Here is a 14,905-nt window from a genome sequence, read left to right on the forward strand (position 1 = left end):
TAGCCAATAAGCACTTAGGCTAACAACAATACAGGTAGTAAGCATACCGATAGAGCAGAGGTTTCTAACAACTTTACCAATGCCTTTTAATTCTCGAAAATGTAATGTGAGTGAACCTTCAAACAGGATCACCGCAACACTTAAAGATACAATTGGAAACAGTAAGTCTCCTAAAAGTGCATCTGGGTCTAATACGCCACTAAATGGCCCTAATAACAGTCCCGTAAGCAATAAAAAAAGAATAGCAGGCACTTTAAACGCCCATGCTACCCATTGAGCAAGCACAGAGCAAAGTGCGATACCGGCTATATAAATTGCTGACATAGATTAAGAATTCCTTATTTATGACGATATTTTAAAGTATAACTTTTGTTAATTATTAGTACAGGGGTATACACGTGAAACTCAAATATTACTAATGAATTTTAGCTGCTTATAAAAGATTAGTGAGCTTTAATTATTGCTAAAGTACCGAAGAGCCTTATTAAAGCGCATAAAAGGAACTTAATATTTTGATTATAAAGGATAAAAATAGAGGTTTTAAACAATATTACCAATGCCGTTTAAATTTTAGCCTTGATCTTACACCCCAAAATGACGTATTATACTTCGTGTTCAAACAATTAGTTATCTAAGTATGTTTATTGTTATTAAATAATGACTCGTTAATGTTAGCGTCATATTTAAACCTTATAATCATGCAGTAACAGTTAAATTTGAGTTTGAATACTCAAAATGTCATTTACCGAACTCTTTGGTATGGTTTTGCTAAACAAGTTTATTTAATTTTTTAAGTAAGCAAAGGTTTGAGTTGAACTATTACCTTTCAATATTTAATCCCCATCGTGGCGGTTAAATCTCGGTCCTTAAGTCTTCACCCTATCTGTCGGTGTATCAGACTTTAGAGGCTCTATGTATGTTGTTAATAGAAAAGCTTCACACAGCTTTTTACAGCGATGCATAAACAACACTTTTTAAATTTTCTGATTTAGTACCGCTCAATTTTATTGAGTTGTTGCTACTTTATACTCGAGCTTAAATCTACAACCATGGTTTTAGATATGGCCTTTTCGCGTGCGTAAAAAAGTGTTGCCTAAATGACAAGACAAATTCGAAGCTATGTTTTATACGTAGCTACCTAGTTTTAGCTTATCGAGTAAAGATGAGCGCAGATAAAATGGAAAGTTGAGCTCTTATGCAAAAGTTAAATTGGCGACGTATTGTACTTAAAGTAGGTAGTGCTTTAATTGCACCAGATCAAGATGGCTGTCGTTCACGCTATTTACTAACTATCGCACAGTTTATTGTTCGTTGTCGTGCCCGTGGTATTGAAGTTATTTTAGTTTCATCGGGTTCTGTAGCTGCAGGCGCACACTTATTCCCATCGGATAAACCACGTACTGTTGTTATGAAAAAAGCAATGGCGGCGGCAGGTCAAACTGAAATGATGGCAATGTGGGATCGCTTTTTTGATTTTCCTTCAGCGCAATTATTACTAACTCATGGTGATTTACGTGACCATGACCGCTATCAGAGTATTCGCGAAACCGTATTTACCTTACTAGAGCACGGTGTATTACCTATCATTAATGAAAATGATGCTGTAACGACCGATGATCTAAAAGTAGGTGACAACGATAATTTATCAGCGATGGTAGCAGCTGCGGCAGATGCAGATGCATTATTAATATTTTCAGATGTTGATGGGTTATACGATAAAAATCCAAATTTACATGATGATGCAGTGCTATTGCCTGAAATAAAATCAATTGATGAATCTATTTATGCTATGGCAGGATGTGCTACAAGTTCAGTAGGCACGGGCGGTATGAAAACCAAAATAGAAGCTGCAGAAAAAGCGACTTCACATGGTATCGCAACATATATTATAAATGGTTTTAAAGAAGAAACATTTACACAACTATTAGCTGGCGAAAACCCTGGTAGTATATTCTTACCATACGAAAAACCAATGCAAGATTCTGTTCATTGGATGACACACACAGCAAACGAGCAAGGCGAAGTTGTTGTTGATGGATCATTTGATGAATCATTAGAAGGTGAAACAGGCTGTATTCGCGGCGATGAAATAATGGAAGTACACGGCGAGTTTGCCGTTGGTGACACTATTTTAGTTCGTAGTGAAGATGGCACTCGGTTAGCGAAAGCGACCGCAAATTATAGTAGTTGTTTGTTGAACTTTATTGCAGACAACGAACAAAGTGAATTCAGTGAAAAAATGCAGGATTCAATTGGACCTGTAATATCTGAGAAATATATCGCATTATTGGAGAAGTCATGAGCTTAATTACAGACATTTCACGTCAGGCAGCTAAAGCTGCATTAACACTTGCTTTACTCGATACCGAGACAAAAGATCAAGTATTAACAGAGATAGCAGCAGCACTTAGAGCTCAAAAAGCATTTATAATTAAAGAAAACGAAAGTGATTTAAGCGCTGCTCGCGACAACGGTTTACCAGCAGCAATGATTGATCGTTTAACACTAAACGACGAGCGTATTGAGTCAATGGCGCAAGGCATTGAAGTTATAGTTAGCCTTGATGATCCAGTTGGTCAACTGCGTGATATCACAGAACGTCCAAATGGTATTAAAATTCGTAAAATGCGTGTACCACTAGGCGTAGTTTGTATGATTTATGAAGCGCGTCCAAATGTAACAGCGGATGCCGGCGCATTGTGTTTCAAATCAGGTAATAGTGTTATTTTACGTGGCGGTAAAGAAGCGCTTAAAAGTTCACAAGCAATCGCGAGCGTAATGCATAGCGTGCTTGAAAAACACAATTTACCTTTAGCGCTTATCTCGGTAATACCCGATCCAGACCGTGCACTATTAATGGAATTAATGCAGCAACGTGAGAGTATTGACTTAATAATACCGCGCGGCGGCGAAGGTTTAATTAATTTTGTAACTGAAAACAGTACTATTCCAGTGATCCAGCATTACAAAGGTGTTTGTCATTTGTATGTAGATAAGGACGCTGATTTAGAAGTGGCAATTAACTTATTACTTAATGGTAAAACACAGCGTACAGGCGTATGTAATGCGCTTGAAGGCTTAGTTGTTCACCAAGATGTTGCTGATGAGTTTTTAAATCTGTGTGCCGTGGTATTACGCCAAGAGGGTGTAAAAATAAATGCAGATAGCCAAGCAGCTAAGTATTTTGATAACGCAACAGTATTAGCTGATGATGAATTTGGTGAAGAATACCTAGATTTAGAAATCGCTATTCGTGTAGTACCAAGCTTTACAGCAGCGGTAGAGCATATTGCTCAATTTGGCTCAAACCACACTGAAGTAATTTGTACTAAAAACCAAACTGCAGCAGAGTTATTTCAACGTAGTGTTGATGCATCAGTAGTTATGGTTAATACATCTTCACGCTTCTCAGATGGCTCACAGTTAGGTTTAGGTGCCGAGATTGGTATCGCAACCTCTAAGCTTCATGCTTACGGACCAATGGGTCTTGAATCACTAACAACTGAAAAGTACTTAGTGAATGGTGAAGGCCAAGTACGCGAATAAGTTAATAGTATAAAATTAAACTAAAAAGCCGAGCTATGCTCGGCTTTTCTATTTTAATGGCTAATAGTTTAGCCATTGCTTATTACTTTAGTTTTTCGAGCCAATCATTTGCCGGCTCTGGTTTATGCAAATAGTAACCTTGCAATATAACCTCAGGATATTCTTGTAATAAATCAAAGTGCGATTTATTTTCTACCCCTTCAGCAACAACGTCTAATTCAAATAAACGACCTAAACTCACAATCATATCAACAATTAACTTATCGTTATTATCAGTTGGTGCTTCTAATACAAATGAGCGGTCAATCTTAAGTTCTTGTATCGGCAGTTGTTTCAGATAGGTTAAGCTTGAATAACCTGTACCAAAATCGTCTATAGATACTCTAACACCTAACTTTTTAAGAAGGTGAACAGCCTCAATTGCAGCCTCCATATGATTTAAAAGAGTACCTTCAATAATCTCAATTGTAAGCTGTTGAGGATTAATTCCGTGTTGTTTAATTTGTTGGCTGATAAATGTTAAAAAGCGTGCCTCATGAAAATGTCTGCCACTAATATTTATAGATAAATTTAAATGTGGATGGGTTTCCCCAAGTTTAGCCAGTATTTTAAGTGCATTGGAGCTGACCCAGCAATCTAGGTCGTAAATAATATCGGATTCTTCAGCAATAGATATAAACTCACCAGGGCTTATAAACCCTTTTTGAGGATGCTCCCAGCGTAGTAAAACTTCAGCACCTTTAAGTTCTTGATTGCGATCAAATTGCGACTGCAAATACAGAGACAACTCATTTTGTGCAATTGCTTTGCGTAAATCTTGCTCTATTTCAAAGCGACGTTTTGCTTGCTCACCAAATGAGGTATCGAAAAAGGTGATTCTATTTCCCCCTTTTTCTTTTGCCTTGTAACACGCGGCTTCACAATTTCTAATTGTTTCTATAGCACTTTCCCATTGATCCTCACGCGGAAAAATATAAGTGCCAATACTTACCGTCAAGCTTACTTCTTGCTCATTAACTATAAACGGGTGATTTATTGCTATAAGTAACTCTTGGGCTTTTCGCTCTGCAATTGTTTGGGCTCTAGCTCTGCCAATTCCTTTATCTACAATACACAGTGTTGCAAATTCATCACTCCCTAAACGAGCAATAACATCTTTTTTATCAATATGGGTATGAATACGTTTAGTAAGGTCTTTAAGTATATTATCTCCTGCAAGGAGCCCTAAACCATCATTTATTGAGTGAAAGCTATCAATATCGATAATATAAATATAAGCGTAGGTTTTATCCGTATTGCAGGTTTGAAGCTGTTGCTCTAATTGCTTTAAAAAGCCATTTCGATTAGGTAAACCTGTTAGCTCATCATGCCATGTTAAATAATCAATACGCTCTTGAGTTATTTTAACACTCGATATATCACTAAATACACCAATGTAGTGTACGTTAGTGTCTTGCTCACCTTTAACCATTGTTAGTGTTAAAAGCTCTGGATATAGTTCGCCATTTTTTCGTCTTGTAACAAGTTCGCCACTCCAGTAACCGGCTTTGCTTGCATGACCCCACACTTGGTCAAAACTAATACTAGGATGATTGTTTTGCTTAATATCGTGTAATTGCATTTTTAAAGAGTCAGCTTCACAGTATCCTGTAATTCGACAAAAAGAAGGGTTAACGGCAATTATTTTACCATCGCTATCTGTTATTACTACACCGTCAGCTGTACCTGTTAAAGCCTGGTAAAATAACTGTTGCTTAGAGGAAAGTAGTTTTAATTCTTCTTCTCGTTGGGTCAATTCTTGTGCTAGAGATTCTATTTCGAGAAGCTTGTCGTGTAGGTCAAAGTTTTTTTCAATGAGGCGGTCTAGCATCCCTTGAGCTGTTATATGCGTGCGAATACGCGCTCTTACCAGTGCTAGTTTGTAAGGCTTATGGATGTAGTCAATAGCGCCCATTGCAAAGCCTTTTTCTTCAGCCCCTTCTTCAGTTAAAGCAGTTACAAATATTACCGGGATGCCTTTAGTGTTTTGTTTAGCTTTTAATTTGTTACATACTTCGTAGCCATCCATGCCTGGCATCATAATATCAAGCAAAATTAAATCGGGGCGTGTTGACTCTACAAATATTAAAGCTTGCTCACCACTGGTAGAAACACGTACATCGTAATCAGTTAAAAGCCCTTCAACTAATACGTGTAAATTACTAGGTTCGTCATCAACAATAAGAATTAAAGGCTTTTGCCTTTGCTCATCTTTTAATTTATTGCTATTAGCGATATACGTTGAATGCACTTTTAATCCTTTTTCTGTTCAATGCGTGTTAAATCTAGTTCAGATTGGTAATAATTGTCTAGTTTTTATTATTATTTCTATACTGATCAATAAGCTCTATAACTAAATGGTAATTGAAGCAATCAATTGCTTCTTTAAGTTTAAATAAGGGATGCTCCCTATCATATTGATTCATTTCTAATTGCCTAATCAAACTATTAGGTATTGGTCGAGATGTTAAGGCTAATGAGTAGATTTCATCAATCGCTGAAATATCCTCTTTTTGATCGCCTAATTGTTTACTCTCATTCTGAAAGTTTTTCGTTACTAAAAATTGTTTAACTGCGTAGAGTGTTAATATTAGTTGTTCATTAAAGCTATCTAATTCAATTATTTTTTCATTTACTAATTTTTTCTCTACTTTTATTGCGCTTTGCTCTAATAGCTCAAGCCCTAACGTACCGGCTATTCCTTTTAACGTATGCAGTAGGCGCGTAAGATTATTTATTTCATTATTCTTTATTAGCTCTTCGGTTTCATTTGCAAAGTTACTGTAATCTTTAATAAATTTAGCAAATAATTTTTCTAGTAGTTCATCATTATTATCTAAATTCTCTTTTGCAAAAGGTAAATTAATGGTGCTTAAAGTGCGATTACTTAGCAAGTACTTTCCTATGCTTTGATATAGCAGGTTAAAAATAATAGGTTTAGCTAAAAAGTCATCCATACCAGCTCTTAAGGCCGCTTTTTTATCGTTTGTATGTGCTGCTGCAGTAATTGCTATAATTGGTGTTGTGTAACCTCTGCTACGCAGGGTTCTTGTTGCTTCAAGCCCATCCATTATCGGCATTTGAATATCCATAAAAATAATATCAAAATCATTTTCATCAGCAAGCTTTAGTGATTCAGCCCCATCATTTGCAATAATGACATTCATATCTAACTTTGTTAAAAGTGCTGCCATTATTTCTTGATTTATTTTGTTATCGTCAACAATAAGTGCACTAAAACCCGAAAACTGAGGAAAAGATTGTATGCTTTCAGTTTTAGGTGCTTTTGGAGACAACTTTTCTAAAAGTTGTGTTTCTGTATGTATATTTCCAATAACAGTAATATCTATATTATTATTATTTTTAGGGAGTTGCTCGGGATGTTCTTCATCACTGATAAGCAATATCAGTAGCAGTTTATTTTCAGTGCTTTTATTTTGTGTTTCTAGTTGCTGTAAAATAAAATTATCTTTTAACTCTTTTTTCTCAAGCGACATAATAACAATACTAAAAGGGTTGTTAGGTTGAGATATTTTAGCAATCGCCCTTAGCGGTTCTTGCGTTGTTTCGGTTGTTATATTTGTGCTGCTTAATAAGTCCATTAATTTATTAATTTGCTCGCTACTGGGGCTAATTAATAAAGCATGTTTTTTAAGAGCTTGTTGCTCCGACAGTACAAAAGGTAGAGTAAAGAAAAATTCACTGCCTTGATTTAATGCACTTCTTACCTGTATATCTCCACCAAGTAACGTGGTTAATTGCTTGCTTATGGTTAAGCCCAGCCCAGTACCACCGTATTTTCTGGTTGTGCTTGAGTCACCTTGAGAAAATGATTGAAACACCCGTTTTGACTGCTCATCAGTCATCCCTATACCGGTATCTTTTATTGTAAAGCGTAAATTTATTGTTTTTTTATGCTGAGATGATGCTTCTACTATTAAAGATACTTCGCCGTGCTCTGTAAATTTTATAGCATTACCAATACAGTTATTAATAATTTGGCTTAGATGTAATGGGTCGCCTATAAGTTCTAAACTTGTATCTACGTGTAAAGTAAAGTTAAGGGCTAGTCCTTTTTGTTTTGCACTGGCTGAAAAGAGGTTTTGTGCATTTGAAATAATAGTATGCAGCGTAAATGGAATGGTCTCTAGTTGTACCTTTTCTGATTCAAGTTTAGAAAAATCTAAAATATTATTTAAAATATGCAATAAGTTATAAGCACTTGAAAATGCTTTATCAACATAATGCTTTTGTCTTGAGGGTAGGGCGCTACTTTGTAAAAGTTGTAACATACCGAGTATGCCGTTCATTGGTGTGCGAAGCTCGTGACTCATATTTGCCACAAAGTCGCCTTTGGCTTTATTAGCTTCGTGGGTTTGCTCCATTGAGGAGGTAAGGTCTTTATTCATTTTTTCCATTTGAATATTAAGTGTTTGAGTTTCACTTAATAGTTCTTTGGTTTGTTTGTTTTTTAAATAAAGAGTATTTGCTGCCCTTATTACCGATGCGATTTCAGTTTGACCACTATTAGTGTTTGATAAGGTAATTTGTTTTTCATTATTCATATCTTTAAGTAACTGAGTTAACTGGTTAATTGGTTTAATAATTGATTTAAAAATAAGGTAACTTACTAATGCAATTATAATCATTATTAACCCCGCAAACATATTTGCTCGCTCAGTATTTGTAACTAGTTGAGACGTTAGTTTGTCTTCAGTTATTTGTAGTTCTTTTCGTTCAGTAACTTTAACTTGATTAGCTAAATAAAGTAGCTCATTTTCAATACCAGTCAGCACCACATTAATCGAAAAGGTATAGCCACGCGTTAATAGCACAAGTTGATTGAGGGCTTGTTTTAAATCGGCTGTATTATTTATAAGGGCTCCCTTTATTTGTGGCATATTAATAAGTCTTAAATGCAAATGCTGGAGGTTTTGCTTAACATTTTGTGCTTCATCAAAATTTGGTTTGTATAAATAACTTACAGATGCATGCTCTAAGTTACTAATCGTCAGTAATATATCTGTGTAGGCGCCTTTATCTTTAATGTTAGCGTTAGTTTCTAAATTTGTTATTTGTTTTTTTAAGTCAGTAATAGGTTGTTTAAACTGTGTTGCGTAAACTAACTCTCGCTTAGCTCTGTTAATAACAACTTGATCGAATGTTTCTTGGTAGTTGTTTAGGTATTCGCCTATACGAGTTAATGTTTTTTGGTATTCAGGTGTACGTTGAAGGGTATTTGTTTTTAATAAGTTTAGGTTTAAGTGCGCAGCTGATAAATAAAAGCTAAACTTTTCAATTGTATTTTCATTGGCGTGATCTACAAATGCAATTGCTTGGCTTTGCAAAGAAATAACATCGTTCTCTAAGCTAGCTACGCTTTCGTTTTGAATAAGCGCATTATGCTGTTTTTTTTGTAAGCTTAAGAGTGACTTTTGTGAATAATTAAAAAAGTAGCTCTGTAAAATTAATAAGCTTATTAGTAAGCATAAAGCTAAGATTATTTTTGATTTTATAGAACGTATCTTCATTAGCGGCTAATCAACTCATACCATTTTTGTAAACTATAGTCATATGTTGGCATAACGGTGTTCCATACTGCAATATTACTAAGGCGTTTTAGATAGCTTCCGCCATTGCGTTGCTCGCCCGCTTTTACTGCTATTTCGCCATTAGTGTTTAATAAATCAATATTGGTTGCTTTACCATCATACCAATAGTCCCATTCCGAAGACGATAGCAGAGCTTTTGAGCGCTGTGGGTTGCTAATGTAATACCCTTGGCGAGCTATAAAAGCACCAGGCCAACCTGAGAGCCACCAGTTCATATAATCGTAGGCAGCATCTTTTACGCTATCTTGCGTTTGTGATGATAAACACATGACACCGTGCCACCCTCTGTAGCCTTCTTTTGGTGCAGCAAAGCGTACATTTACGCCTTGGCTATTGAGTGCCCCAACGGCAGGCGAAAACATACTTTCAATATGCACACGTTCACTTTTCATAAATTCGATTGATTCAGGTACTGAGTTCCAGTAACCATTAAAATGACCTTGGCGTTTAAAATCGAGTAAAATTTTAAAAAGTCTGTCTAGTTCTGAGCGAGTTATTGAGCCTATATTATTAAATTTAATAAGCCCCTTACTTTGAGCGGCAAGTGCTAGATCGAATAAACCAATTGTAGGCTCGTTTACAATACCCACTTTACCTTTATTGGCATCATCTAATAACCAACTCCAGCTTTCTGTTTCGTAGGCTATACCGGGTTTTATAAATTTAGTGTTGTAGCCAAATGAATCAACATTATGTACGTAAGGTAAAAAACTAATATGATCGCTTTCTTGTGCGCTTAAACTGCCATCTGCTTGCACATTTAATAATTTATAGGGGGCGTCGCCAGCACCAATATTGGCGTTTGCTGTAAGTTTGCCCGTTTTAGTGAGTGAGTTTATTTCGTTAAAGTGGGTTAGTCGTTTTTTTTCTATTGGCTGAATAGAGCCAGCACCCCAGAGCACATTTATACTATTAGACCATTGCTCATATAAATCGAATGAGCCGGGGTTCATTGATGCTTTTTGTAATACAGCTGCGCTGCCTGCTGGGGTAAATTGTATATCGATACCTAGGTCGCTCATTGCTTGCTTTCGAATAGCTTCTTGCAAGGTAACGTGTGTGCCAAGCACTCTTAAAGTTACTTTTTTACGAGCAAATACATAAGGTGCGTGTGTAATAGCGCCTGCGGTTAAGCCTATAACTGCTAGCTTTTTTAGCGTCGAGCGCTTAGGGGTATCCATTTTAAGCCTAAAGTATTAATACACGTAACATTATGTATAGCTAAGAACTTGTAAATGCTCAAGTTGAAGTTACTAATTATAAATAATTTTGTGTATTAAGAGGCAGAATAAAAATTTACTAAGAATATATTTACGGGAAATAAAGAAAGAGATTTTGCTTTGTGAAGTGTAGGAAAGTGGTGGAGCTAAGCAGGATCGAACTGCTGACCTCCTGCGTGCAAGGCAGGCGCTCTCCCAGCTGAGCTATAGCCCCACATTCCTAATTTTATGTATTACATAAAAGCTTGACTGCTGAGTTTCAAGCGGGACGAACTTTAAGTTTTTTTACATATTTGGTCAAGTATTTTTTTACTAATTTTCACTGTTTACGTCAATTTTTGATAGACTCAGCTTAATTTGAAACTAAAACGATAAAAAACAATGAAAAAATGTGTTCTAGCGCTCATGGTTTTACTTGCTGGTTGCTCTTCAATTGATGAGCCGCCTTTTGAAATAAATAATAAACAGTTTCATGAAAAACAAGATGAACAAGGAAATAAGCTTTTTGCTTATGTTGTTTCGGTAAAAGCAAAGAATCGCGAAAATTTTAATCTTGATCGCGGTCCTAACAATAGACCAAGCCGTGGTGAGGTTAAGCAGTATATTGAACAAGAGCATTTCGAAGAGTCGAGTGTTTTAAAGCTGCAGTTAGAAGACCAAGCGGTGGAGTTATTAAACCAAGAATTAAAAGAGCGTAAATATTGCGATAATAAGCATGAAGTGAATGATGTTATATGGCGAGATTTAAGTGTGCAATTAAGAGGGCGTTGTTTGTAATATGTATGCGGATAAAACCAAGTTAGCAGAGCTTTTAGCGCGCCTAAATATTAATTACGATGTAATAGAACATCCGGCGTTACATACGAGCTTAGCGGCTGATGAATTTATGATTGAGCGCCCTGGTACTCGCCTAAAAAACTTATTTTTACGTGATAACCAGGGTAAACAACACTTTTTAGTTATTACAGCACACAATAAGCAACTCGATTTAAAAACGCTCTCAAAACAACAAGGGCTTTCGCGTTTAGGATTTGCATCGAGTGAACGATTAGCTAAGTATTTAAAAGTAGCACCAGGGTGTGTATCAATGTTGGCGCTTTTAAACGACAAGCAAAACGAAGTGAGCTTATGGATTGACCAAGATATTTACAGCGGCGATTTATTTCATTGCCATCCGTTTGAAAACACCCAAACATGGTTGCTTAGTAAATCTGACTTAAACACATTTTTTAATCACACAAATCATCAGCCACGCGTTGTATTTTTACCCTCAAAATAAGCCCACATAATTAATGACAAACCACATAAGCAAACGGCTAGTAAAGTAAACATAAATGCCGTTTGACCATGATGTTGGTATACCACACCGGGTAATAACGAACCCAATGCGCCACCACTGTAATAAAACGACACATATCCTCCGTTGGTTACGCTTGGTGGGGCTTTGCTTATTTTATTAACGAGCGGCGCGGCAGTTGAGTGAATTACAAACATAGCACCACAAAATAAAGTAAATGCAGTTAAAAACAATACGAGTTGGTGGCTCATTAATAAAATAATACTCACGCTATAAAAGCTAAATACAGCCGCTAATAGGTGCCAAGGAGACGATGCTTTTTTAAGTAGCCAAGGTGCTGCAACAGAGGCAAGAGCACCAATTAAATAACCACTGTAAACCAAGCCTATGTCGCGAGTATTTGTTATTAAAAACGTATTTTTTAATATAAAGGGTAAATAGTTGAGTAGTGCAGCAAAGCAAAAAAACATACAAAAAACAGCGCCATAAACTTTAAGTACAGCACCTTTTTTAAGTTGCTTAATGTAGTCAAGTGGGGAGAGTTGCGACTTTGTAGTAGGGCTAATAAAGCGAGAATGTTTAATTGTTAAAGCTAAAAAAATAAGCATAAAAGCAATAACATAATAAAAACTTTGCCAATGCCATAAATCACTAAATAAAGCGGCAAGTACGCGACCAAAATAACCTCCAATTATACTACTGCCTATATAAAGGGTCATATTTTTTTGAAGTGTATCAGCGGTATAACTCATGCCTATGTAACTGGTCATTGCGGTTAAAGCTGCGGGTAGTGTTAAACCTTGTAAAAACCTAACTAATAATAAAAGTTCAAAGCTTGGTACATAGATAAACAGTAAGCAGCTGAGACCTAAAAAAATCATTGCAATACGAAGTATAAATAATGGATTTTTTTTTGCTAAAAGCAATCCGTAAACAAGCGGTGCAATAGCTAAAGGTAGCATGGCTGCGGTCATTAAACTACCAGCAACAGCTGGTGCAACATTAAACTCGCTCGCAAAAAGAGTAAGTAAAGGTTGTGGTGCGTAAAGTACAAAAAATATAAACACAGAGCAAACAAGCAGGTGAGGTAGTCGCATAATATGGCTCAGTGCATTTGCTGGTAAGTTATGTGTATTGTATTAAAAATCACTTATATTTCATATTTAAAACCTCAATAGTTGTGCTATATCATGGTTTGTTTTAACTAGTTTGATAGATTAATGTCGATAGCGCTGTTATTTGAACTCGTTGGTGATTAAAATAGCAATAATATTAGTTTTTAGTGGAACAAAGCCATGGGTTCATTACAAGACCAATTGCTTCAAGCAGGATTAACAACATCGCACAAAGCGAAGGTTGCAAAGTCAGAAAAGCGTAAGCAACAGAAAAAGCCAAAAAAAGGGGCTACTAGCAACCCTAGTGACTTACAAAAGCATATTCAACAAACTAAACTTGAGCAGCAAAAAAAGGCTGAAGAGCTTAATAAAACACGCCAAGGTGGTTTAAAGCAACGTGAGCAAGAAGCACGTGTTAAACAAATATTAGAGCACCATAACCAAGATGCTATTCGTGGTGAGCGAACATTTAATTTTACTTTTGAAAATAAAGTAAAAAATATAGATGTGAACGAAAAAACCCAAAAAGCGTTATCGGGCGGTCGTCTAGCTATTTGTGTTCTTGAAGGTCGATTTTATGTATTAGACGACGAACCTGCGCGGAAAGTGGCTGAGGTCGACGAAAAATATATTGTTTTCCATGTAGAACCTGAAAACAAACCAAAAGACGAAGACGATCCATATGCAGATTTTGAAGTGCCAGATGATATAGTTTGGTAGGAAGTTATTAATTATTAAGTGTCGGCTCATTTTTGTTTGTTAAGCTGAACAAACAAAGATGAGCAGAAACGAGTTAGCAGTGTGTGGTTAAGTTGATCGTCTAGCGTCGTTTCGTACGTATGCTTTTTATTTGGTTGTTTATTGCAATCAATTGAACTGTTTTTTCTAACCGTCAAAAGAAGAGTAAATACAATGAGCAAGATGAAAACACTATTACTAGGCGCGGGCATTAGTTTAGCCGCAAGTTTTTCGTTTAACGCTGCCNCCGCAGCCGATGGCGCTGCATTATATACAGCTAAAAATTGTCAAACTTGTCATGGGGCTGAAGGTAAAGCACCAATTATGGGTATGTACCCTAAGCTAAATGGTCAAAATAAAGATTACCTATTAGCGCAAATGAAAGATATTAAATCAGGTGCACGTAACAACGGTATGACCATAGCAATGAAAGCGATGGTAGCAGCGGTAACTGATGAAGAATTTGAAGCAATTGCAGATTATCTAGCTAACGTAAAATAATTTACGCAGTTATTTAGCTTTATAAACAGCCACACAATAGTGTGGCTGTTTTGTTTGGTGTTTGCTATAACATCGAGTCTGCTTTAGACTTCTAAACATCTATTCGTACAGGCTAATAATGTACGTTTTTAAAAGGCTTATTATGTTTGATTTACCCCAACTAGATTTAAAAAACAAAGTATCAGCACAAGAATGGCAATTACGCGTTGATTTAGCCGCATGTTATAGGCTGGTAGAACATTTTAGATGGGGCGATTTAATTTATACGCATTTATCAGCACGTTTGCCTGGCACCGATTATTATTTAGTAAATGCTTTTGGTTTGACCTTTGATGAAGTTACCGCCTCTAATTTAGTGAAGGTAGACTTAAACGGTAATATTATCGACGATACACCATTTAGTATTAACCCCGCTGGCTTTACTATTCATAGTGCGATTCATGAAGTACGCGAAGACGCGCATTGTGTTATTCACCTTCATACTAAAGAAACAATTGCTGTTGCAACGCAAAAAAATGGTTTGTTACCGCTTAGCCAGTATTCAATGTTTTCACTGCCATCGCTTTCTTATCATGGCTACGAAGGGCTTGCGGTAAACGACGATGAGCGAAAAGTGCTGCAAGACGATTTAGGCAGCACTAACCACATGTTATTAGTAAACCACGGTGGCTTAACGGTAGGTCCTACCGTTGGTGATGCGTTTATGCGCTTTTATGATTTACAGCGCGCGTGTGAAATACAATTGGCATTGCAATCAAGCTCGCAAGAGATTATTGAAGTACCGCAGCCTATAATCGATAATATTTATAATCAAGCAAACGTAGTGCACAGTGGCTG

At 36.4% G+C, this 14,905-nt stretch carries 11 protein-coding genes, 1 tRNA gene and 1 pseudogene (1 of these 13 cut by a window edge); 7 read left to right on the forward strand and 6 right to left on the reverse strand.

Annotated features, from left to right (window positions below; translation table 11 throughout):
- On the reverse strand, positions 1-324 hold a 324-nt coding region (locus tag L647_RS0106465; RefSeq protein ID WP_029880398.1), incomplete at its 3' end, for a cation:proton antiporter.
- An 871-nt stretch (positions 325-1,195) separates the two neighbouring features.
- Here L647_RS0106465 and proB point away from each other — a divergent pair.
- Positions 1,196-2,302, forward strand: a complete 1,107-nt coding sequence (proB, locus tag L647_RS0106470; protein ID WP_024610440.1) for a glutamate 5-kinase — start codon at positions 1,196-1,198, stop codon at positions 2,300-2,302.
- On the forward strand, positions 2,299-3,546 hold the full coding sequence (locus tag L647_RS0106475) for a glutamate-5-semialdehyde dehydrogenase (RefSeq protein WP_024610441.1): 1,248 nt from the start codon (positions 2,299-2,301) through the stop codon (positions 3,544-3,546). Before proB ends, L647_RS0106475 begins: the two co-directional genes overlap by 4 nt.
- Before the next feature lie 82 nt (positions 3,547-3,628).
- Here the strand turns inward: L647_RS0106475 and L647_RS0106480 are convergent, their stop codons facing one another.
- The 4 genes from L647_RS0106480 to L647_RS0106495 form a co-directional block, all read right to left on the reverse strand.
- The gene (locus L647_RS0106480) at positions 3,629-5,836 is read right to left on the reverse strand and encodes an EAL domain-containing protein (protein WP_024610442.1); all 2,208 of its coding nucleotides are present in this window, start codon (positions 5,834-5,836) and stop codon (positions 3,629-3,631) included.
- A 58-nt stretch (positions 5,837-5,894) separates the two neighbouring features.
- Positions 5,895-9,116, reverse strand: a complete 3,222-nt coding sequence (locus L647_RS0106485) for a response regulator (protein WP_024610443.1) — start codon at positions 9,114-9,116, stop codon at positions 5,895-5,897.
- Complete coding sequence (locus tag L647_RS0106490; RefSeq protein WP_024610444.1) at positions 9,116-10,378, reverse strand: extracellular solute-binding protein; 1,263 nt, start codon at positions 10,376-10,378, stop codon at positions 9,116-9,118. The genes L647_RS0106485 and L647_RS0106490 overlap by 1 nt, the downstream gene beginning before the upstream one ends.
- Positions 10,379-10,555: 177 nt before the next feature.
- Positions 10,556-10,631 (reverse strand) — tRNA-Ala (locus tag L647_RS0106495).
- A gap of 167 nt (positions 10,632-10,798) precedes the next feature.
- Here L647_RS0106495 and L647_RS0106500 point away from each other — a divergent pair.
- Positions 10,799-11,194, forward strand: coding sequence for a hypothetical protein (locus L647_RS0106500; protein WP_024610445.1), 396 nt, complete (start codon positions 10,799-10,801; stop codon positions 11,192-11,194).
- A 1-nt stretch (position 11,195) separates the two neighbouring features.
- Positions 11,196-11,696, forward strand: a complete 501-nt coding sequence (locus L647_RS0106505; protein WP_024610446.1) for a prolyl-tRNA synthetase associated domain-containing protein — start codon at positions 11,196-11,198, stop codon at positions 11,694-11,696.
- Here the strand turns inward: L647_RS0106505 and L647_RS0106510 are convergent.
- On the reverse strand, positions 11,663-12,811 hold the full coding sequence (locus L647_RS0106510) for an MFS transporter (protein WP_024610447.1): 1,149 nt from the start codon (positions 12,809-12,811) through the stop codon (positions 11,663-11,665). The two genes, L647_RS0106505 and L647_RS0106510, sit on opposite strands and share 34 nt — an antisense overlap.
- A gap of 198 nt (positions 12,812-13,009) precedes the next feature.
- Here L647_RS0106510 and L647_RS0106515 point away from each other — a divergent pair, with 198 nt between their 5' ends.
- From L647_RS0106515 to L647_RS01000000123770, 3 genes and pseudogenes are all read left to right on the forward strand, one after another.
- A complete protein-coding gene (locus tag L647_RS0106515) occupies positions 13,010-13,549 on the forward strand; it encodes a DUF2058 domain-containing protein (protein WP_024610448.1) in 540 nt (179 codons plus the stop codon).
- 192 nt (positions 13,550-13,741) lie between these two features.
- Positions 13,742-14,068, forward strand: coding sequence for a c-type cytochrome (locus tag L647_RS0106520; protein ID WP_024610449.1), 327 nt, complete (start codon positions 13,742-13,744; stop codon positions 14,066-14,068).
- A gap of 142 nt (positions 14,069-14,210) precedes the next feature.
- Positions 14,211-14,905: pseudogene (locus L647_RS01000000123770) on the forward strand (class II aldolase/adducin family protein); it runs 81 nt beyond the window's last position.

Source organism: Pseudoalteromonas sp. TB64 (assembly GCF_000498095.1).
Taxonomy (GTDB): Bacteria; Pseudomonadota; Gammaproteobacteria; order Enterobacterales; family Alteromonadaceae; genus Pseudoalteromonas.